Here is a 19265-nt window from a genome sequence, read left to right on the forward strand (position 1 = left end):
TCCCAGGGGCGTGACCGGCCGTCTATAGTCGGAAACTAGCAGTGCTAATTGATCTGCCGATCCACAGCGTCGTCGGTCAGGAGTCCCCAGTCGTGCGTCCCGTCCACTTCGCGGCCGCCCGCCGCACCCCCATCGGAAAGCTGCGCGGTGCCCTGTCCGCCGTCCGGCCCGACGACCTCGCCGCCGCCGTCATCCGCGGCCTGGTCGCGGATCTGCCCGCGCTCGACCCCGCCCGCATCGACGACGTGTACTGGGGCGCCGCCAACCAGGCGGGCGAGGACAACCGCAACGTCGCCCGCATGGCCGCCCTGCTCGCCGGACTCCCCGAGACCGTGCCCGGCGCCACCGTGAACCGGCTGTGCGCCTCCGGTATGGAGGCCGTCACCGCCGCGGCCCGGACGATCGCCGCCGGCGAGGCCGAGATCGTGCTCGCCGGCGGCTCCGAGTCGATGAGCCGCGCCCCCTTCGTCCTCGCCCGCCCCGACGAGGCCCTCCCGCACCGTGTGGAGACCGTCGACACCCGGCTCGGCTGGCGCCTGGTCAATCCCGCGATGAAGGACCTGCACGGCCTGCTGTCGATGGGCCGGACCGCCGAGGAGGTCGCCGAGCGCTACGGCATCGCCCGCGAGCGCCAGGACGACTTCGCGCTCCGCAGCCACCGACGTGCCGCGCTGGCCCGCAAGAACGGCCACTTCGACGACGAACTCCTGTCGGTACGGCGCCCGGACGGCGTCGTCGTCGACGCCGACGAGTGCGTCCGCGAGGACACCTCCTACGACAAGCTCGCCGGGCTCAGGCCGGTCTTCCGGGAGGGCGGCACGGTCACCGCGGGCAACGCCTCCCCGATGAACGACGGAGCAGCCGGCCTCCTCCTGGTGAGCGAGGAGGCCCTGAACGCTCTGGGCCTGGAGTCCCTCGGCCGCTACGTCGCGGGCGCCTCCGCCGGAGTCCACCCCGACGTGATGGGCATCGGCCCGGTCCCCGCCACCCGCAAGGCGCTGGACCGCGCCGGATGGAGCGTCGGCGACCTCCAGGAGGCCGAGTTCAACGAGGCGTTCGCCGCCCAGGCGCTGGCCTGCGTGGACCAACTGGGCATCGACCCCGAACTGGTCAACCCCAGCGGCGGCGCGATCGCCCTCGGTCATCCGCTGGGCTGCTCCGGGGCCCGCATCCTCACCACCCTGCTGCACCGGATGCGGCGCACGGGCGCCGAGCGGGGCCTGGCGACCATGTGTGTCGGGGTCGGCCAGGGGAGCGCGGTGCTGGTCGAGCGGCATTAGGGCGCCGTTCGCAAGCCCCGGCTGCCCCGCGACACCTGGCGCGGGCAGCCCACGGAAGGGGACACCCCGCCGCGTTGTCGGTAATCCCCTGATACGCCCGGTACCGGGGCGACCTTCCGCCTCGCGGTCGCACGGCACCGGACGCCGCCGGGCCCGCCGCGCGGGCGGACGCGCCACTTCGGAGCACACCTCGGCGCCACGGCGGCTCCGTCCTCCCCACGGGCCATCAGGCGAGACACTCGTTACCGCGTCCCGTTAGGTGTGCGTAGCATCGGTCTCCGCATGAACACGATGACGTTGTGGCACATCACCGGCTGGGAGTTCGCCGCCCTCGCCCTCGCGGCCCTGCTGGTCGGTTTCTCCAAGACCGCCGTCAGCGGGGCCAACACCATCAGCCTGGCGGTCTTCGCCGCGGTGCTGCCCGCCCGCGCCTCCACCGGCGCACTGCTGCCGATCCTCATCGCCGGCGACGTGCTGGCCGTCCTCACCTACCGCCGGCACGCCCACTGGCCCACGCTCTGGCGGCTGTTCCCGGCCGTCGCGGCCGGTGTCGTCGTCGGCACGCTGTTCCTGGTGTGGGCCGACGACGCGGCCGTTCGCACCTCGATCGGCGCGATCCTGCTGTTCATGGCCGGGGTCACCGTGTGGCGCCGGCGCACCGCCGAGGCGGCCGACGACCCCGACACCGTGGTCACCCGCGCCGGCCGGCTCAAGGCCCGTTCCTACGGCGTCCTCGGCGGCTTCACCACGATGGTCGCCAACGCGGGCGGGCCCGTGATGTCGATGTACCTGCTGTCGGCGGGGTTCCGGAAACTCGGATTCCTCGGCACCTCCGCGTTCTTCTTCCTCATCGTGAACGTCTCGAAGGTGCCGTTCAGCGTGGGCCTCGGCCTGATCGACGGCCGCTCGCTGCTCCTGGACGCCGCGCTGGCCGCGTTCGTCGTCCCCGGGGCGCTGCTCGGCAGGTGGGCGGTGCACCGCATCAACCAGCGGATGTTCGAGCGGCTCGTCATCGCGGCGACGGTGGTCGGCGGCGTCCAACTGCTCCTGCGCTGACCTCGGCCGTACGAGCAGGGCGGGCAGATCCGCGAACGAGTCGACGACCTGGTCCGGGGTGCCGTCGGCGGATTCCAGCGTCTCCGGCAGATACTTGCCGGTCCCGACCAGCGCCCCGGTGATCCCGCGGCGCGGTCGGAAGGTCCTCGGCGTCCACCGGGAAACCCGGCGTCCGTCGGAGCCCCCGCGATCGAGGCCCGGGTCCGCGGGGTGGGTCCGTGACGACGCCGAGCCCGGCCTCCCGCACCACCCGCAGCGCCTCCACCGCCCCGGCAGCGGTTCCCGGGAGACCGCGACGACCCCGTCCACGTCGATGAGGACGGCCCGCACTGCACCCATACCGGGACGACACCCCCGGGGCCCGCCCTCACGCGCCCGCCGCCGTCCCCACCTCGTAGGCTCGACATCATGCCCGCCCACGTCCTGGTCCTCGGCGGCACCACCGAGGCCCGCGAACTGGCCGCCGCCCTGGCGGCCGGCCCCGGTGTCCGGGTGACCTCGTCGCTGGCGGGACGCGTGTCACGGCCGGGAGCACTCGCGGGGGACGTCCGTATCGGCGGGTTCGGCGGGGCCGACGGGCTCGCGGCCTGGCTGGACGAGCACGGTGTGGACGCCGTGGTCGACGCCACCCACCCCTTCGCCGCCGGCATCACCGCGAACGCGGCGCGGGCCGCGACCGCCGCCGGACGGCCCCTGGTCGTGCTGCGCCGGCCGGGCTGGCGGGCCGGCCCCGGTGACCGCTGGCATCCGGCCGATTCCCTGGCGGAGGCGGCGGAACTGCTGCCCACGCTGGGCGGGCGCGTGTTCCTGACGACGGGACGCCTGGGACTGGCGGCCTTCGCGCACCTCACCGGGTCGCACTTCGTCGTCCGGGCCGTGGAGCCGCCCGAGCCGCCGATGCCGCCGGACACCGAGGTCGTCCTGGCGCGCGGCCCGTTCACCGTCACCGACGAACTGGCGCTGCTGCGGGAGCACCGCATCGACGTGCTGGTCACGAAGGACAGCGGGGGAGCGGCGACGGCCGCGAAGCTGGCGGCCGCCCGCACGCTGGGCCTGCCCGTCGTGGTCGTACGACGGCCGCCGCTGCCGGACGGTGTGACGGCGGTGCCGGACGTTGCGGGGGTCCTGGAACGGCTGGGACTCAGCGCGCCGTGACGGAGGCGCGCAGACGGTCGATCGCGCGGAGCACTTCCGCGCGGTTCTTGGAGCTCTTGACCCAGGCGGGCAGCCGGGCCACGTAGGTCATCTTGCGCCCGTGCTCGTACCAGGGGGCCCGCTCCCGCAGGGAGGCGGCCACGAACCGCCGGAGCAGGTCGAGGTGTCCGAGGTTGTACGCCCACACCTCGCCGTGCCGGGTACGGGTCCGCAGCCACAGCTCCGGCCTCCCCGAGGGCACCCCGCACAGGCCGCAGGCGCGGCACACCAGCCGGTGTTCGGAGCGGACGTGTCCGTCCGCGTCCGGCGTGTTCCGGGTCCGCCGCTCACAGTGCGCGACGCGTGCGCAGCGCGGGCACCGGACCAGCGCCGACGAGGCGTACGTGCCGAGGGTGGTGACGGGATCGCGGAAGCGGACGGGGGCGGGCGACATGGCGTCGAGTATGAGGTCGTCCCACCCCGGCGGGCATCCCGTTTTCAGGGTGCCGGTCGGTGCCGTCTGCCCCGCCGGGGCTCCGTGCCGAGCTCCTCGGCGGAACCCGCTCGGCGACGGTGTCCACGGCGACCCGCGCCCGCTGCCGACCGGGTGGTCGATGCCCTGCCCGACCCGCCCCCGGACCAGGGTCGTCGAGTCGCCGCCGACCGCGGCGGATCACGATCGCGCCGACCGACCAGGCCTCGCACGCGGCAGCGCCGGGGCGGGTGCCGTACGACCCGTACGACTACATGTCCCGGGGGTTGCGGCGCAGCAGATACGTGTCCATGATCCAGCCCTTGCGTTCGCGGGCCTCGGCGCGCAGGCGCTCGATCCGGGGGCCGGCCTCGGCGAGCGGGCCGGAGACGAGGATCTCGTCCGGGGTGCCGATGTAGGCGCCCCAGTAGATGTCGACGTCCTGGCCCGAGTACTGCCGGAAGGTCTGGTGCGCGTCGAGCATCACCACCACGTCGTCCACCCCTTCCGGGAAGCCCTCGGCGAGCCGCCGCCCGGTGGTGATCTGGACCGGGCGGGCCACCCGGTTCAGGCCCGTGCGGTGGCGGGCGACGAGCGCGGAGACGCTGCTGATGCCGGGCACCACGTCGTACGCGAAATCCACCGTGCCCCGTGCCAGCACCTCCTGAAGAATCCCGAGCGTGCTGTCGTACAGCGCGGGGTCGCCCCACACCAGGAACGCGCCGCTCTCGTCCTCGCCGAGTTCCTCCGCGATCAGCCGCTCGTAGATCCCGGCGCGGGCGCTGCGCCAGTCGCCGACGGCGGGGGAGTAGTCCGCGCCGCCCGCGCGGCGGTCCCGCTCCGGGTCACGGGCCTCCACCACCCGGTAGCCGCCCTCCGGTATGTGCGTGTCGAGCATGTCCCGGCGCAGCCGCGTCAGGTCGCTCTTCACCTCGCCCTTGTCCAGGACGAAGAACACGTCCGTGCTCCGCAGCGCCCTGACCGCCTGAAGGGTCAGCTGGTCGGGGTCGCCCGCGCCGATACCGATGACATGAATCTTTCGCACGGCCCGAGTCTGCCGTACGCCACCGACAGCGACCGGGGCGGGTGTCAGCGCAGCCGCGGCGCCGAGGCTCCGGCGTCCACCGCCGCGCCCGACTCCTCCACGTCCCCCGCCAGCCGCCGCGCCCAGGCGGCCAGTCCGGCGAGGTCCATCCCGTACGGCCGCCACCGCCCGGTGTCGCCGGCCCACTCCTCCAGGGCGGCAGCCCCGCGCCGCAGCAGGCGCGGCCCGCCCGTGAGGTTGCCGCGGGCGGCATGGGTGAGTCCCACCGCGAGCTGGGCCAGCCCCCGCCACAGCGTGCGCTCCTGCGCCGGGCCCGATTTCCAGGCGTCCTCGAACACCTCGTGCGCGTGGAACGGCTTCCCGGCGTCCAGCAGCGCCTGCGCCTGCGCGACGCTCTCCTCCGGGCGGCGTACGACCCCCTCGGGCTGGCGCTCCACACCGGGCACCCCGTACGGAAGGGGACGCCCCAGCCCGTCCCGTGGCCGTGCGCTGCGTGCCCGTCCGTCCTCGTCCCGGTCCCTGAAGTCCTCGCCGCTCCTCGTGTCGCCCATGAGGCGATTGTGCCGTGCCGGTGCCCCTTTCGGCGCAGCGCCCGGAGTGGGGTAAAGTGCTGTTCGCGCGATCACGCGGAAGTCCGCGGGAAGCGCACCGGGACGTGGCGCAGCTTGGTAGCGCACTTGACTGGGGGTCAAGGGGTCGCAGGTTCAAATCCTGTCGTCCCGACTCGTGAGAGTCGCGGTTCAGGGCCCGTTTCGGAAACATCCGAAACGGGCCTTCGATCATTGTCGGGACCGGCGGCAGGCGGCCCCGGCGGACCTGCACCGGGCTTCGACGCCTGCGGCGTCATCCGTCTCGACGGCGACGACCACTCCGCAGGGGATCGACCGGGGCGCTCACCCGAAAGGCCCGGCCTCACACCCCGTCCGCCACCGAGACGAATCCGAGGGTGCGCGGCCGGCGGTCGCTCACGGTCGTACGCCGCTACGGACGATCCCGGCGGTCGGCCCCCGCGCCTGTCCGCCCGCCTCCGCCGCGGCGTGCACGCTCCTTGCCCACCCGTCGCTCTCCGGCCGGGCGGCCCGGCGCGGACGGTCCGTGCGGACGCGCGCAGGTCCTGACCGGCGGCGTCGCGGGCCGGAAGCCGCCTTCCCCGCGTGCGGAGGCGGCTTCGGTGCGTTCGGGACACGATCGGCCACCGGGCCACCGGGCCACCGGGTGCGGCGGCGCGGATATTCTGGGATCATGCCGTCCCCGCGCCGCACCGCCCGACAGGCCGACCTGCTGGAACGACTCGTCGCGCTGCTGACGGCGGAGGGGTTCTCCGACCTCACCCTGGACGACCTCGCCGTGCGGCTGCGCTGTTCCAAGACCACCCTGTACCAGCTGGCCCGCAGCAAGCAGGGGCTGGTCGTGGAGGCGGTCAAGCACTACTTCCGCGGCGCGACCGAGGCCGTCGAGAAGCGGGTGGCGCAGACCGGCGATCCCTCGGACCGCGTCCGCGCCTACCTGACCGCCGTCGCCGAGCAACTGCGCCCCCTGTCCCGCCGTTTCCTCGACGACGTGGCCGAGTTCCCGCCCGCGCGCGAGGTGTACGAGGCCAACACGCGGATGGCGGCGGAACGCGTGCGCCGGCTGATCGCGGAGGGCGTCTCCGACGGCGCCTTCCGGGAGGTGCACACCGCCTTCGTCGGCGAGGTGGCCGCCGCCACCATGCGCCAGATCCAGCAGGGCGAGCTGAAGGCGCGCACGGGGCTGACCGACGCCGAGGCGTACGAGCAGCTCGCTTCGCTCATCGTGCACGCCGTCTCCTCCTGAGAGCGCCGGCTCCGGCACTTCCGGGCCCCTCTGCGGGTACCCCGGCACACCGCCGTGCCGTACTGTGAATGATACTTTCGTACTCCTTCCAGTATCACTTCGTGGAGGTCGACATGCCTGCCACTCGCGCCCTGCCCACCGAGGAAGCCGTCGACCTCATCCAGCTGACGCGCACCCTCGCCGCCAAGGAGCTCGCGCCCCGGGTCGCCGACGCGGAGGCGGACGAGGCGTTCCCCCGTGACGTCTTCCGCACCCTCGGGCGCAGCGGGCTGCTCGGGCTGCCCTTCGCCGAGGAGCACGGTGGGGCGGGACAGCCGTACGAGGTCTACCTCCAGGTCGTGGAGGAGATCGCGGCGGTCTGGTCCAGCGTGGCCGTGGGAATCTCGGTGCACGCGCTGTCCTGCTTCCCGCTGGCCCGCTTCGGTACCGAGGAGCAGCGGCGCAAATGGCTGCCCGAGATGCTGGCCGGGGAACTGCTGGGCGCGTACTGCCTCTCCGAGCCGCACGCCGGCTCGGACCCGGCGGCCATGCTCACCCGTGCGGTCCGGGACGGCGACGACTACGTCCTCAACGGTGCCAAGGCGTGGACCACACACGGCGGGTACGCCGACTTCTACACGGTGATGGCCCGCACCTCCGACGACCGCGCCCACGGCGTCTCCTGCTTCCTCGTCCCGGCGGACACCCCGGGGCTCAGCGCGGACCCACCGGAGCGCAAGATGGGGCTGACGGGGTCGGCGACGGCCACCATGCGGCTCGACGACGTGCGGGTGCCCGTCGAGCGGCGGATCGGGCAGGAGGGGCAGGGCTTGAAGATCGCGCTCGCCTCCCTGGACTGCGGCCGGCTCGGCATCGCCGCCGTCGCCACCGGTCTCGCCCAGGGCGCCCTGGACCACGCGGTGCGCTACGCCCGTGAGCGGGAGACCTTCGGCAAGCCGATCATCGAGCACCAGGGCCTGGCCTTCGTCCTCGCCGACATGGGCGCGGCGACCGAGTCGGCGCGCGCCACGGCGCTCGCCGCCGCCCGGCTCAAGGACGCCGGACTGCCCTTCACGCGGGAGGCGTCCATCGCCAAGCTGGTGGCCACCGACAACGCCATGAAGGTGACCACGGACGCGGTACAGGTCCTGGGTGGGTACGGATACACCCGCGACTTCCCGGTCGAGCGCTATATGCGCGAGGCGAAGGTCATGCAGATCTTCGAAGGAACCAATCAGATCCAGCGCATGATCATCTCCCGTGCGCTGGACCGGAACGAGGGCGGTGCGCTCACCGTCCTCGGCAAGGAGTGATGATGCAGCTCGAGAACACCGCCGCCCTTGTCACCGGCGGTGCGTCCGGCCTCGGCGCGGCCACCGCGAAGGCGCTCGCCGAGGGCGGTGCGCGGGTCTTCGCCCTCGACCTCAAGGACGGCATCGACAAGGCGCCCGAGGTGCCCGGCGTGACGTACGTGCCCGCCGACGTCACCGACCCCGAGCAGGTGCGGACCGCCGTCGCCACCGCCGCCGGTTCGGGCGTGCCGCTGCGCACGGTCGTCAACTGCGCCGGCATCGGCCCGTCCATGCGGATCCTCGGCAAGAAGGGTGTCCACGACCTCGCCCTGTACGCGAAGGTGATCCAGATCAACCTGGTGGGCACCTTCAACGTCCTCGCGCTCGCCTCGGAGGCCATCGCCGGGACCGAGGCCGACGAGAACGGTCAGCGGGGCGTGATCGTCAACACCGCTTCGATCGCCGCCTACGACGGCCAGATCGGCCAGGCCGCCTACTCCTCCTCCAAGGGTGGTGTCGTCGGACTGACCCTGCCCGCGGCCCGCGATCTCGCCCAGTACGGCATCCGGGTGTGCACCATCGCCCCCGGCATCGTGGAGACGCCGATGCTGGCCACCGTCTCCGAGGAGTTCCGCGCCTCCCTCGCCGCCGGAGTGCCCTTCCCGCACCGGCTGGCCCAGCCCGAGGAGTACGCCAAGCTCGCCCTGGCGATCGTCGACCACGACTACCTCAACGGCGAGACCATCCGCATGGACGGCGCGCTGCGGATGGCGCCGCGGTAACCCTCATGGTCTGACCAGCAGTTGGAAGTCGAAGGCGTACCGGGACGCACGGTAGACGTGCGTCCCGTACTCGACCGCGCGTCCGGTGTCGTCGTACGCCGTGCGCTGCATGGTCAGCAGGGCCGCCCCCGTCCTCTCCGCGAGCAGGGCGGCCTCCTCGGTGGTGGCGGAGCGGGCGCCGACGGTCTGCCGGGCGCTGTGCAGCGTGACGCCCGCCGCGCGCAGCAGCCGGTACAGGCCGGTCCCCTCCAGCCGTTCCGTGTCGAGGTCCAGCAGGGCCGGGGGCAGGTAGTTGCACAGGTACGCCACCGGCTGCCCGTGTGTCGAGCGCAGCCGCTCCAGGAGCGTCACCTCGGCACCCTCCGGTATCCCGAGCGCGGCGGCGACGTCGGCCGCCGCCGGGACGCGTTCGTTGCGGGCGACGTGCGTGGTGGGTCCTTGTCCGGCCGCCTCCAGGTCGTCGTAGAGGCTGCTCAGTTCCAGTGGCCGTTTCACCTGGCTGTGCACCACCTGCGTGCCCACTCCGCGGCGGCGCACCAGCAGGCCCTTGTCGACCAGTGACTGGATCGCCTGACGGACCGTCGGGCGGGACAGGCCGAGTCGGGTCGCCAGGTCGATCTCGTTGCCGAGCAGGTTGCCGGGGGCGAGTGCCCCCTGCTCGACCGCCGCCTCCAACTGCTGGGCGAGCTGGTGGTAGAGGGGCACCGGGCTGGCGCGGTCCAGCGTGAAGGCCAGTGCGTCCAGCGCCGGCCCCGCCGTAGCGCGGGAGCGGTCACCGGCCCTCGGCGAACGGTCATCGGTCCTCGGCATCAGGCACCTCCTCGGGCGGTGGGTGACACCCCCGCGCACGGGGTAGAGATCGCCCCTCAGGTCTAGGGCCCGCCCGGCCCGTTGTCAATGGTTTGTTCTTACATTCTGACCTGCTCGTGAAATGATGTCTTAACAAAGTATTGACAGCGGGCGTGTCAGGGGATTGGATCCCGTCCCAGCAGCGCCGCAGTTCCCGACCTCCAGGTCCGGGCCCGGATCCTCGTGATCGTTTCCCCCTTTCCCCGTCGTTCCCCTGTCGCACAGTGAGGTGCAGGAAAGATGGACAGCTCTTCTCCCTCCCGTTCCCGCAGAATCGCCCCGGTCGTGGCCATGGCCGCGGCGGTCGCCCTGACCCTCGCGGGCTGCTCCAGCAGCGCCGGTGGCAAGAAGGCCGAGGACGGAACGGGCGAGGCCTCCGCCGGCAAGGCCACGACACCCCGGATGACCGTCGCGCTGGTGACCCACCAGTCGCCCGGCGACACCTTCTGGGACATCGTCCGCAAGGGCGCCGAGGCCGCCGCCGCCAAGGACAACGTCAAACTGGTCTACTCCGCCGACCCCAATGCCGGAAACCAGGCCAACCTGGTGCAGAACGCCATCGACCAGAAGGTCGACGGCATCGCCGTCACCCTCGCCAAGCCCGACGCCCTCAAGGACGTCATCTCCAAGGCCAAGGCCGCGAAGATACCCGTGGTCGGCCTCAACTCCGGTGTGAGCGAGTGGAGGAACCTCGGTCTGCTCCAGTTCTTCGGCCAGGACGAGACGGTGGCCGGCGAGGCGCTCGGCAACAGGCTGAACTCCGAGGGCGCCAAGAAGGTCGCCTGTGTCATCCAGGAACAGGGCAACATCGGTCTCACCCAGCGCTGCGACGGAGTGAAGAAGACCTTCTCCGGCACCACGGAGACCGTGTACGTCAACGGCACCGACATGCCGTCGGTGAAGTCGACGATCACCGCCAAGCTCAAGCAGGACAGCGCCATCGACCACCTCGTGACCCTCGGCGCCCCGTTCGCGCTGACCGCGGTCCAGTCGGTGTCGGAGGCGGGCAGCAAGGCGAAGATCGCCACCTTCGACCTGAACAAGAACCTGACGGGCGCCATCAGCCAGGGGACCATCCAGTTCGCCGTCGACCAGCAGCCCTACCTCCAGGGCTACCTGGCGATCGACTCGCTGTGGCTCTACAAGAACAACGGCAACTACATGGGCGGCGGGGAGCAGCCGGTGCTGACCGGCCCCGCCTTCGTCGACAGGTCCAACGTCGACGCGGTCGCCGCCTACGCCGCGAAGGGCACCCGGTGATGGGCATGACCCAGCACGCCGAGCCGGCGGTGTCCACGCCGCCGGTCCCCGGCCGTAAGGAGACCGACGGCCGGACCTCCCGGCGCCCGCTCGCCCTGCGGCTGCTGGCCCGGCCCGAGGTGGGTGTCTTCCTCGGCGCCGTCGCCGTGTTCGTCTTCTTCCTCGTCACGGCCCCGCCGGTGCGCGACGGCAGCTCGATGGCGAACGTCCTGTACCAGTCGTCGACCATCGGGATCATGGCCCTGCCGGTCGCCCTGCTGATGATCGGCGGCGAGTTCGACCTGTCGGCCGGTGTCGCCGTGATCACCTCGGCGCTCACGGCGAGCATGCTCAGCTACCAACTGACCATGAACGTCTGGGTCGGTGTGGTCGTCGCGCTGATCGTGTCCCTCGGGATCGGGGCGTTCAACGGCTGGGTGCTGGTGAAGACCGGCCTGCCCAGCTTCCTGGTCACCCTCGGCACCTTCCTGATCCTCCAGGGCGTCAACCTCGCGGTGACCAAGCTGGTCACCGGGAACGTCGCCACCGACGACATCAGCGACATGGACGGCTTCGGCCAGGCGAAGAAGGTCTTCGCCTCGTCCTTCGACGTCGGCGGCGTCCAGGTGAAGATCACCGTGGTGTGGTGGCTGGTCCTCGCGGCCGTGGCCACCTGGGTCCTGCTGCGCACCAAGTACGGCAACTGGATCTTCGCGGTCGGCGGCAACAAGGAGTCGGCCCGTGCGGTGGGCGTGCCGGTGACCTTCACGAAGATCTCCCTGTTCATGCTGGTCGGGTTCGGTGCCTGGTTCGTCGGCATGCATCAGCTGTTCACGTTCAACACGGTGCAGTCGGGTGAGGGCGTCGGCCAGGAACTGATCTACATCGCCGCGGCGGTCATCGGCGGCTGTCTGCTCACCGGCGGCTACGGCTCGGCGATCGGCCCGGTCTTCGGCGCCTTCATGTTCGGCATGGTCCAGCAGGGCATCGTCTACGCCGGCTGGAACCCCGACTGGTTCAAGGCCTTTCTCGGCGTCATGCTCCTGGGCGCCGTCCTGATCAATCTGTGGGTCCAGCGCACGGCCACCCGGAGGTGACCCCCATGACGAACGACACGAGCGGCACCCACGGTGCCGTCCTCGCGGACATCCCCCCGGCCGACGCCGACCGCCCCCTGGTCGAACTGCGCAACGCGGGCAAGTCCTACGGCAACATCCGCGCCCTGCACGGCGTGGACCTCACCGTCCGCCCCGGCAAGGTCACCTGCGTGCTGGGCGACAACGGGGCCGGCAAGTCCACCCTCATCAAGATCGTCTCGGGGCTGCACCAGCACACCGAGGGCGAGTTCCTCGTCGACGGCGAACCGGTGCGCTTCTCCACCCCGCGCGAAGCCCTCGACCGCGGTATCGCCACCGTCTACCAGGACCTCGCCACCGTGCCCCTGATGCCGGTCTGGCGGAACTTCTTCCTCGGCTCCGAGATCACCAAGGGCCCCTGGCCCGTGCGGCGCCTCGACATCGAGACGATGAAGCGGACCGCGGACGAGGAACTGCGCAACATGGGCATCGTCCTCGACGACCTGGAACAGCCCATCGGTACCCTCTCCGGCGGCCAGCGCCAGTGCGTGGCCATCGCCCGCGCCGTCCACTTCGGCGCCCGCGTCCTCATCCTCGACGAGCCCACCGCCGCCCTCGGCGTCAAACAGTCCGGCGTGGTCCTCAAGTACATCGCCGCCGCCCGCGATCGCGGCCTCGGCGTCATCTTCATCACCCACAACCCCCACCACGCCTACATGGTCGGCGACCACTTCAGCGTCCTGCGCCTGGGCACCGTGGAACTCTCCGCCGACCGTGACCGGGTGAGCCTCGAGGAACTCACGCACCACATGGCCGGCGGCACCGAACTTGCCGCCCTCAAAAACGAGTTGGCGCAGGTGCGAGGTGTCGAGGTCGGCAGCCTCCCCGAGGAGCGGGACCTCACCGCACCCGTGACGGGCGACGGTGACGACCAGGCCTGAGGGTCTGTCGCCTAGGCTGACGGGCATGGACGCCACGGACGACACCGGCATACGGACCGTACGACTGGAGGCGGGCGCCACCGCGTCGGCGCCCGCCCTGCTGCTTCGCCCCTGGCGCCCCCAGGACGCCGCCGGTGTGGCCGAGGCGTACCTGGACCCGGTACTGCGCCGGTGGGCGGCCGTGACCGTGCGGGACGAGGCGGAGGCGCTGCACTGGGTGCGGGTGCAGAACGACGGCTGGGAGGCGGGCGAACGCCTCGCCTTCGCCGTCCTGGAGACCCGACCCGACGGAAGCGAGGGGCGGCTGGCGGGGCACGTCGTCCTGAAGGCGCCGTACGGTCCGGAGCCGGAGGTCGGCTACTGGACCGCCGCCCACGCGCGCGGCCGGGCGGTGGCCCCGCGGGCGCTGGGCACGCTGACGGACTGGGCCTTCACCACCTTCCCCGAGGTGACCCGACTCCGGCTGCTGCACCAGGCCGACAACACCGCCTCCTGCCGGGTCGCCGAGAAGACCGGCTACGGCTTCGACACCGTAATGCCTGCCGCGCCACCGGAGTTCCCGCACGAAGGTCACCTGCACCTACGGGTCGCCACCGGCCGAGTTCCCTCCTGACCACCAGCCGCTGCCGACCGGGTCCGTCGTACCCCCTCCCGCCGCACGGCGGAAGTCGAGCCCGCCGCGGAAGGCGACGGAGTCCTCGTCGCCGGGTGCGGTGAGGATGTGGTGACGGCCCTGAGGTGAAGCGCGCCCCGCACGCGGGCCGCCCGGGCTCCGACAGGCGACGGTCCGCCCGCGCTCCTATGCTGGTGCTGATGGGCCGCGCGCGGCCCGTGCCCCTGGTGCGGCTGTGGCATGCGGCGAAGTCTCCTGGCGGGAGTGAGCCCATGACGCGTCCGCATCCGTATGTCCGTCTGCGCAGGGGGGCCGTCGTCGCCACGGCGATGGGGGCACTGGTGCTGCCGGTCGTCGGCGGCACCACGGGGGCGGCTCCCCCGGCAGGGGCCACCGCCGCCGCGGCCCCCTCCCCGAATCCTTCCGGCGACGGGGTCCGCGATCTGACGCCCGAGCTGAAGCAACAGATCGACCAGGCCGTGCAGCGGGTGATGAAACAGGCGAACATCCCCGGCGTGTCCGTCGGCGTCTGGACCCACGACCAGGGCGAGTACGTGAAGTCCTTCGGTGTCGCCGACAAGGGCACCGGCCGGAAGATGTCGCCGGACCTCTTCCTGCGGATCGGCAGCGAGACCAAGACGTTCACCGTCACGGCCGTGCTGGAACTGGTCGACGACGGGAAGATCGGTCTCGACGACACGATCGGCAAGTACATCGACGGCGTCCCGAACGGCGACCGGATCACGCTGCGACAGCTCGCCGGCATGCGCAGCGGACTGTTCAACTACTCGCAGGACGACGACTTCTTCAAGGCGCTGACATCCGATCCGCAACGGCCTTTCACCCCACAGCAGTTGCTCGACTACTCCTTCAAGCACCCGGTGCAGTTCCAGCCCGGCGCGGAGTTCGACTACTCCAACACCAACCTGATCCTGCTCGGCCTGGTCGTCGAGCAGATCAGCGGACAGACCCTCGCCGACTACATCCAGGAGCACATCCTCGACCCGGCCGGTCTGGACGACACGAGCTTCCCGACCGGCAACGAGTTCCCGCGGCCGCACGCGCAGGGCTACACCAACCAGACCGCCACCGGCAAGGTCGAGGACGCGGCCGACTGGAACCCCTCCTGGGGCTGGGCCGCCGGCGCGATGACCTCCAAGCTGGACGACCTGCGGGTCTGGGCGCGGACCGTGGCCACCGGCCAACTCCCCGACGGAGAAAGGCTGATCAGCCCCGCCACCCAGAAGCAGCGGCTGACCACACCGCCCACGCCGATCCCCGGCGCCGGATACGGTCTCGGCATCTTCGACGTGCAGGGCTGGATCGGCCACAACGGCTCGCTGCCGGGCTACCAGTCCCTGACCATCTACCTGCCGTCGGCGCAGGCGACCCTCGTCGTGATGCTGAACACCGACATCGACTACAAGAACGAGGAGCCCAGCACCCTCTTCGGCGACGCCATCACGAAGATCATCTCCCCGGACCACGTCTTCAACCTGCCGAGCCAGCCGGCCGCGAGGTGAGCCGCGCGAGGTGAGCCCGCCGGGTGGGCCCGCGGGGCGCGGGAGGGGAGGTGCGGGAGGGGAGGCGCGGTGGGGTCCCGGCCCGGCGCCGGGCCCCCACCGTCCGCACCCCGCTCGGCCGGTCAGGAGACGCGGACCTCCGCGATCGTCACCGGGCGGTGCCGGTGCAGCGACAGTGTGCACGCCTCCGCGATCCAGCCGGCCTCCAGGGCGTCCTCGACCGTGCAGGGCGAAGGCCGGGTGCCGGCCACCACCTCGGTGAAGGCGGTGAGTTCGGCCCGGTAGGCGGCGGTGAAGCGGTCCATGAAGAAGTCGTGCGGGGTCCCGGCCGGGAAGGTCGCACCCGGCTCCACCGAACGCAGCGGCAGCTTGTCCTCCAGGCCCACCGCGATGGAGTCCTGGAAGCCGTGGATCTCCATGCGGACGTCGTAACCACGGCCGTTGTGGCGGGAGTTCGACACCACCGCGATCGTGCCGTCGTCCAGAGTGAGGATCGCACCCGTGGTGTCGGCGTCGCCCGCCTCCCTGATGAAGTCGGCGCCCCGGTTCCCGCCGGCCGCGTACACCTCGCGCACCTCGCGGCCGGTCACCCAGCGGACGATGTCGAAGTCGTGCACCGAGCAGTCCCGGAAGATGCCGCCCGACGTGGCGATGTACGCGGCCGGCGGTGGCGCCGGGTCCAGCGTGGTCGAGCGCACGGTGTGCAGCGTGCCCAGCTCGCCGGAGCGTACGGCGGCGCGCGCGGCGACGAAACCGGCGTCGAAGCGCCGGTTGAACCCGATCTGGATCGGCACGTCCTTGCCCTGGACGGCCCTGAGCACGTCGACGCCCTCCCGCATGGTCCTCGCGACGGGCTTCTCGCAGAACACGGGCACGCCCGCGGCCACGGCGGTCAGGATCAGCGCCGGATGGGCGTCGGTGGCGGCGGCCACGACGATGCCGTCCACCCCGGCCGCCAGCACGGCCTCCGGGGAGTCGGCGACCTCGGCTCCGAACCGGTCGGCGGCGGACTTGGCGGCCTCGGCGAACGGGTCGGCGACGACGAGCGACTCGACGACGTCGAGTCCGGACAGGGTCTCGGCGTGGAAGGCGCCGATGCGGCCGAGGCCGAGAATGCCGATACGCATGGGGTGCAGCTCCTTGAAGGTCGTACAGGGGGAGAGAGCCGGTCGAGGCCGCCGAGCGCGTTCTGGTCCCAGTCGATCACCCAACCGGTGACCACGCCGGACCGTCCGGGCAGCGGGAACTCCGCGAAGTCGGCCATCTCGTCCGGTTGGCCGAGCCTGGCCGGCGGCAGGCGGGCGGCCGCCTGCTCACGCCGGTCGCCCGCGGGGCCGTGGGAGGCGCGCCGGGTCGCGCCACGCCCTCGCCCGCCGCCCGACCGATGTTCAGGCCGTTGGCGCGGACCCGGTCGTGGCGGTGGGGGCGTGCCGCGAGGGGGGTTCCCCCGTGCGAGCGAAACCGGGCGTGGGGAGGGCGCGGGCCGGCCGGCCCCGCCTTGGCGGCGACGTAGGGGGCGATGAGGCGTCGTCCGCCGTGCGCCGAGGAGGGGGTGACCACGGAGGCCGGTTGCCCGGCCGGCCCCGCCTTGGCGGCGACGTAGGGGGCGATGAGGCGTTGTCCGCCGGGCGCCGAGGAGGGGGTGACGGCGGGGGCGACCGTGCCGGGCGCGCTCCGGCCCACCTCGTCCGCGGCGGCGGCGCGCGTGGCCGGGAACGGCGCCCGGACCGGCCGGAGGGTGAAGGACATCGTCGTCCTCTCGGAGACAGGGGGCGCGGGCTGGGTGACAGGAGGTGTCGCCAGGCCCGGCGCAGGGGTCGCTCGGCTCGGTGACAGGGGGTGCCCGGTGCTGTCATTCTTGTCAGTACAAACCCCTCGAACAACCGGCAGGAAGCCATCAAAAACCCCTCAAGGAGCCGATGACATGGGGCATCCCTTCCCGATCCGCGAGATCGCCCGTCAGGCGGGCCTCAGCGAGGCGACCGTGGACCGGGTCCTGAACGGCAGGGGAGGGGTGCGCGAGAGCACCGAGCGGGAGGTCCGCCGGGCGATCGCCGACCTCGACCGGCAGCGCACCCAGGTCCGGCTGGTCGGCCGCACCTTCATGATCGACATCGTGATGCAGGCGCCGGAGCGGTTCTCCACCGCCGTGCGGGCCGCCCTGGAGGCCGAGCTGCCGTCGCTGCACCCGGCGGTCGTCCGCTCCCGCTTCCACTTCCGGGAGACCGGGCCCGTCGCCGAACTGGTCCGCACGCTGGACCGGATCGCCCGGCGCGGCTCGCAGGGGGTGGTCCTCAAGGCCCCGGACGTCCCCGAGGTCGCCGCCGCCGTCGGGCGGCTCACCGAGGCCGGCGTCCCGGTGGTGACCCTGGTGACCGACCTGCCCGCCTCCGCCCGTCTCGCCTACGTGGGCATCGACAACCGGGCCGCCGGCGCCACGGCCGCCTACCTGATGGGCCAGTGGCTCGGGGAGCGGCCCGGCAATGTGCTCACCAGCCTCAGCAGCGGCTTCTTCCGCAACGAGGAGGAGCGTGAGATGGGCTTCCGCGGCGCCATGCGCGCCCGCCACCCGCACCGCGCGCTCGTCGAGATCACGGAGGGCCAGGGCCTCGACGCCACCCAGTACGACCTGGTCCGCGCCGCCCTCGAACGCGACCCGGGGATCCGTGCCGTCTACTCCATCGGCGGCGGCAACATCGCCACCCTGCGCGCCTTCGCCGACGCCGGCCGCGAGTGCGCCGTGTTCGTCGCCCACGACCTCGACCACGACAACACGCGCCTGCTGCGCGAGCACCTGCTGTCCGCCGTGCTCCACCACGACCTGCGCCAGGACATGCGGGAGGCCTGCCACGCCGTGATGCGGGCGCACGGCGCGCTCCCGCCCACCGGGCCCCTGCCGCCGTCGGCGATCCAGGTGGTGACGCCGTACAACCTGCCGCCGGCCGTCATCGGCTAGAACGCCGTCCGGTCAGGCCGTGGGCACGTCCACCCAGGTCCCGCTCTCCGCCGAACGTGCCATCGCGTCCAGCACGTCCGCGGCGCGCACGGCGTCCCTCGGGGTCGCCCCGTACGGGGTGCCCTCGGCGATCGAGCGGAGGAAACGGTAGGCCTCGATCACCTTGAGGTCGTCGTAGCCCATCGCGTTCGCCGCGCCCGGCTGGAAGGCGCCGAACTCGCCCGCGCCGGGGCCGACGTACACCGTGCTGACCGGCTGGTCCTGGTACGTGGTGCCACGGCTGACGGCCAGCTCGTTCATCCGGCGGAAGTCCCAGGACACCGCGCCCCGCGTGCCGTGCACCTCGAAGCCGTAGGAGTTCTGCTCGCCGACCGAGACCCGGCAGGCCTCCAGGACACCGCGGGCGCCGGTGGCGAACCGGAGGAGGCAGTTGACGTAGTCCTCGTTCTCGACCTGGCCCGGTTCACCCCCCGCGGCCAGGGCATGGCCGGTGGTGGCCCCGGCGGGGCGGGCCCGCTGCGGGACGAAGACGGCCGTGTCGGCGGTCAGCGAGGTGATCTCGCCGAGCAGGAAGCGGGCCAGGTCGGCGCCGTGCGAGGCCAGGTCGCCGAGGACTCCGCTGCCGCCGCGCTCACGCTCGTAGCGCCAGGTCAGGGCGCCGTCGGGGTGGGCGGCGTAGTCACTGAAGAGGCGGATGCGGACGTGGGTGACCGCGCCGATCTCGCCGGCGGCGATCAGCTCGCGGGCGGTCTCCACGGCGGGCGCGTTGCGGTAGTTGAAGCCGACCGCCCCCTGGACACCGGCCCCGGCGACCGCGTCCGCGACCGCGCGGGCGTCGTCGGCGGTGAGGCCCACCGGCTTCTCGATCCAGATGTGCTTGCCGGCCCCGGCCATCGCCACACCGATCTCCCGGTGCAGGAAGTTCGGCGCGGTGATGCTGACCGCCGCCACCCGCGGGTCGGCGGCGACCTCCCGCCAGTCGCGGACCGCCGCGGCGAACCCGTATTGCTCGGCGGCCCGTTCGGCCCGGCCCGGAACCTCCTCGGCGACCGTGATCAGCGCGGGCCGCAGGGCGAGCCGCGGGAAGTGGTGCGGCACGCGCGCGTACGCCTGCGTGTGCACCCGGCCCATCCAGCCGAACCCGACGACGGCGACACCCAGGGGAACACTCACGGCGGCAGCCCTTCTTTGGACCGGTCCATATTCTGTCCAG

18 protein-coding genes and 1 tRNA gene are annotated in these 19265 nt (G+C 72.4%); 13 read left to right on the forward strand and 6 right to left on the reverse strand.

The genetic code is table 11. The features are described 5' to 3' along the window. Nucleotides 1-92: 92 nt before the first annotated feature. The 3 genes from ACZ5Y0_RS07365 (at nucleotide 93) to ACZ5Y0_RS07375 (ending at nucleotide 3491) form a co-directional block, all read left to right on the forward strand. A complete protein-coding gene (locus tag ACZ5Y0_RS07365) occupies nucleotides 93-1280 on the forward strand; it encodes a thiolase family protein (protein WP_469127651.1) in 1188 nt (395 codons plus the stop codon). 282 nt (nucleotides 1281-1562) lie between these two features. After that, nucleotides 1563-2336: a sulfite exporter TauE/SafE family protein gene (locus ACZ5Y0_RS07370; RefSeq protein WP_469127652.1), complete on the forward strand. Its 774-nt coding sequence runs from the start codon at nucleotides 1563-1565 to the stop codon at nucleotides 2334-2336. Nucleotides 2337-2744: 408 nt separating this feature from the next. Further along, nucleotides 2745-3491: a cobalt-precorrin-6A reductase gene (locus ACZ5Y0_RS07375; RefSeq protein ID WP_469127653.1), complete on the forward strand. Its 747-nt coding sequence runs from the start codon at nucleotides 2745-2747 to the stop codon at nucleotides 3489-3491. On the opposite strand, the gene ACZ5Y0_RS07380 is transcribed toward ACZ5Y0_RS07375, so the two are convergent. The 3 genes from ACZ5Y0_RS07380 to ACZ5Y0_RS07390 all read right to left on the reverse strand — a co-directional run bounded on the left by ACZ5Y0_RS07380 (nucleotide 3478) and on the right by ACZ5Y0_RS07390 (nucleotide 5538). After that, on the reverse strand, nucleotides 3478-3924 hold the full coding sequence (locus ACZ5Y0_RS07380) for a hypothetical protein (RefSeq protein ID WP_469127654.1): 447 nt from the start codon (nucleotides 3922-3924) through the stop codon (nucleotides 3478-3480). The two genes, ACZ5Y0_RS07375 and ACZ5Y0_RS07380, sit on opposite strands and share 14 nt — an antisense overlap. A 289-nt stretch (nucleotides 3925-4213) precedes the next feature. Next, the gene (gene cobF / locus ACZ5Y0_RS07385) at nucleotides 4214-4987 is read right to left on the reverse strand and encodes a precorrin-6A synthase (deacetylating) (protein ID WP_469127655.1); all 774 of its coding nucleotides are present in this window, start codon (nucleotides 4985-4987) and stop codon (nucleotides 4214-4216) included. A 44-nt stretch (nucleotides 4988-5031) separates the two neighbouring features. Beyond that, a complete protein-coding gene (locus ACZ5Y0_RS07390; RefSeq protein WP_469127656.1) occupies nucleotides 5032-5538 on the reverse strand; it encodes a DUF309 domain-containing protein in 507 nt (168 codons plus the stop codon). Between the two features lie 98 nt (nucleotides 5539-5636). Between ACZ5Y0_RS07390 and ACZ5Y0_RS07395 the strand changes: the two genes are divergently transcribed. The 4 genes from ACZ5Y0_RS07395 (at nucleotide 5637) to ACZ5Y0_RS07410 (ending at nucleotide 8855) form a co-directional block, all read left to right on the forward strand. Next, nucleotides 5637-5710, forward strand: a tRNA-Pro gene (locus ACZ5Y0_RS07395). A 519-nt stretch (nucleotides 5711-6229) separates the two neighbouring features. Beyond that, a complete protein-coding gene (locus ACZ5Y0_RS07400) occupies nucleotides 6230-6802 on the forward strand; it encodes a TetR/AcrR family transcriptional regulator (protein ID WP_469127657.1) in 573 nt (190 codons plus the stop codon). A gap of 113 nt (nucleotides 6803-6915) precedes the next feature. After that, nucleotides 6916-8094: an acyl-CoA dehydrogenase family protein gene (locus ACZ5Y0_RS07405; protein WP_469127658.1), complete on the forward strand. Its 1179-nt coding sequence runs from the start codon at nucleotides 6916-6918 to the stop codon at nucleotides 8092-8094. A gap of 2 nt (nucleotides 8095-8096) precedes the next feature. Further along, nucleotides 8097-8855 (forward strand): SDR family NAD(P)-dependent oxidoreductase, encoded by a 759-nt coding sequence (locus tag ACZ5Y0_RS07410; protein ID WP_469128022.1) that lies wholly within the window; start codon nucleotides 8097-8099, stop codon nucleotides 8853-8855. A 3-nt stretch (nucleotides 8856-8858) separates the two neighbouring features. Here the strand turns inward: ACZ5Y0_RS07410 and ACZ5Y0_RS07415 are convergent, their stop codons facing one another. Beyond that, nucleotides 8859-9665, reverse strand: a complete 807-nt coding sequence (locus ACZ5Y0_RS07415; RefSeq protein ID WP_469127659.1) for a GntR family transcriptional regulator — start codon at nucleotides 9663-9665, stop codon at nucleotides 8859-8861. 279 nt (nucleotides 9666-9944) lie between these two features. Between ACZ5Y0_RS07415 and ACZ5Y0_RS07420 the strand changes: the two genes are divergently transcribed. The 5 genes from ACZ5Y0_RS07420 to ACZ5Y0_RS07440 all read left to right on the forward strand — a co-directional run bounded on the left by ACZ5Y0_RS07420 (nucleotide 9945) and on the right by ACZ5Y0_RS07440 (nucleotide 15096). Further along, nucleotides 9945-10964 carry a sugar ABC transporter substrate-binding protein gene (locus ACZ5Y0_RS07420; protein WP_469127660.1) on the forward strand — a complete coding sequence of 340 codons (1020 nt, stop codon included), beginning with the start codon at nucleotides 9945-9947 and terminating at the stop codon, nucleotides 10962-10964. Then, nucleotides 10964-12040 (forward strand): ABC transporter permease, encoded by a 1077-nt coding sequence (locus ACZ5Y0_RS07425; protein ID WP_469127661.1) that lies wholly within the window; start codon nucleotides 10964-10966, stop codon nucleotides 12038-12040. The genes ACZ5Y0_RS07420 and ACZ5Y0_RS07425 overlap by 1 nt, the downstream gene beginning before the upstream one ends. A 5-nt stretch (nucleotides 12041-12045) precedes the next feature. Continuing rightward, nucleotides 12046-12960: an ATP-binding cassette domain-containing protein gene (locus tag ACZ5Y0_RS07430; RefSeq protein ID WP_469127662.1), complete on the forward strand. Its 915-nt coding sequence runs from the start codon at nucleotides 12046-12048 to the stop codon at nucleotides 12958-12960. 25 nt (nucleotides 12961-12985) lie between these two features. Continuing rightward, on the forward strand, nucleotides 12986-13573 hold the full coding sequence (locus ACZ5Y0_RS07435; RefSeq protein ID WP_469127663.1) for a GNAT family N-acetyltransferase: 588 nt from the start codon (nucleotides 12986-12988) through the stop codon (nucleotides 13571-13573). Nucleotides 13574-13845: 272 nt separating this feature from the next. Next, nucleotides 13846-15096 (forward strand): serine hydrolase domain-containing protein, encoded by a 1251-nt coding sequence (locus ACZ5Y0_RS07440; RefSeq protein ID WP_469127664.1) that lies wholly within the window; start codon nucleotides 13846-13848, stop codon nucleotides 15094-15096. 122 nt (nucleotides 15097-15218) lie between these two features. On the opposite strand, the gene ACZ5Y0_RS07445 is transcribed toward ACZ5Y0_RS07440, so the two are convergent. Further along, nucleotides 15219-16223: a Gfo/Idh/MocA family protein gene (locus ACZ5Y0_RS07445; protein WP_469127665.1), complete on the reverse strand. Its 1005-nt coding sequence runs from the start codon at nucleotides 16221-16223 to the stop codon at nucleotides 15219-15221. A 797-nt stretch (nucleotides 16224-17020) separates the two neighbouring features. Here ACZ5Y0_RS07445 and ACZ5Y0_RS07450 point away from each other — a divergent pair. Then, nucleotides 17021-18052: a LacI family DNA-binding transcriptional regulator gene (locus ACZ5Y0_RS07450; protein ID WP_469127666.1), complete on the forward strand. Its 1032-nt coding sequence runs from the start codon at nucleotides 17021-17023 to the stop codon at nucleotides 18050-18052. 12 nt (nucleotides 18053-18064) lie between these two features. On the opposite strand, the gene ACZ5Y0_RS07455 is transcribed toward ACZ5Y0_RS07450, so the two are convergent. Continuing rightward, nucleotides 18065-19183, reverse strand: coding sequence for a Gfo/Idh/MocA family protein (locus ACZ5Y0_RS07455; protein ID WP_469128023.1), 1119 nt, complete (start codon nucleotides 19181-19183; stop codon nucleotides 18065-18067). Between the last annotated feature and the right edge of the window lie 82 nt (nucleotides 19184-19265).

The sequence above is a fragment of the Streptomyces sp. NPDC033216 genome, from assembly GCF_055577115.1.

Excerpts from the sequence above, each read along its gene's own strand:
- ACZ5Y0_RS07390 (WP_469127656.1), bottom strand. The coding sequence starts at position 5,538 with ATGGGCGACACGAGGAGCGGCGAGGACTTCAGGGACCGGGACGAGGAC.
- ACZ5Y0_RS07435 (WP_469127663.1), top strand. The coding sequence starts at position 12,986 with ATGGACGCCACGGACGACACCGGCATACGGACCGTACGACTGGAGGCG.
- ACZ5Y0_RS07400 (WP_469127657.1), top strand. The coding sequence starts at position 6,230 with ATGCCGTCCCCGCGCCGCACCGCCCGACAGGCCGACCTGCTGGAACGA.
- ACZ5Y0_RS07370 (WP_469127652.1), top strand. The coding sequence starts at position 1,563 with ATGAACACGATGACGTTGTGGCACATCACCGGCTGGGAGTTCGCCGCC.
- ACZ5Y0_RS07410 (WP_469128022.1), top strand. The coding sequence starts at position 8,097 with ATGCAGCTCGAGAACACCGCCGCCCTTGTCACCGGCGGTGCGTCCGGC.
- ACZ5Y0_RS07445 (WP_469127665.1), bottom strand. The coding sequence starts at position 16,223 with ATGCGTATCGGCATTCTCGGCCTCGGCCGCATCGGCGCCTTCCACGCC.
- ACZ5Y0_RS07425 (WP_469127661.1), top strand. The coding sequence starts at position 10,964 with ATGGGCATGACCCAGCACGCCGAGCCGGCGGTGTCCACGCCGCCGGTC.
- ACZ5Y0_RS07380 (WP_469127654.1), bottom strand. The coding sequence starts at position 3,924 with ATGTCGCCCGCCCCCGTCCGCTTCCGCGATCCCGTCACCACCCTCGGC.
- ACZ5Y0_RS07405 (WP_469127658.1), top strand. The coding sequence starts at position 6,916 with ATGCCTGCCACTCGCGCCCTGCCCACCGAGGAAGCCGTCGACCTCATC.
- ACZ5Y0_RS07420 (WP_469127660.1), top strand. The coding sequence starts at position 9,945 with ATGGACAGCTCTTCTCCCTCCCGTTCCCGCAGAATCGCCCCGGTCGTG.
- ACZ5Y0_RS07450 (WP_469127666.1), top strand. The coding sequence starts at position 17,021 with ATGGGGCATCCCTTCCCGATCCGCGAGATCGCCCGTCAGGCGGGCCTC.
- ACZ5Y0_RS07430 (WP_469127662.1), top strand. The coding sequence starts at position 12,046 with ATGACGAACGACACGAGCGGCACCCACGGTGCCGTCCTCGCGGACATC.
- ACZ5Y0_RS07455 (WP_469128023.1), bottom strand. The coding sequence starts at position 19,183 with ATGGGCCGGGTGCACACGCAGGCGTACGCGCGCGTGCCGCACCACTTC.
- ACZ5Y0_RS07375 (WP_469127653.1), top strand. The coding sequence starts at position 2,745 with ATGCCCGCCCACGTCCTGGTCCTCGGCGGCACCACCGAGGCCCGCGAA.
- ACZ5Y0_RS07415 (WP_469127659.1), bottom strand. The coding sequence starts at position 9,665 with ATGCCGAGGACCGATGACCGTTCGCCGAGGGCCGGTGACCGCTCCCGC.
- ACZ5Y0_RS07440 (WP_469127664.1), top strand. The coding sequence starts at position 13,846 with ATGACGCGTCCGCATCCGTATGTCCGTCTGCGCAGGGGGGCCGTCGTC.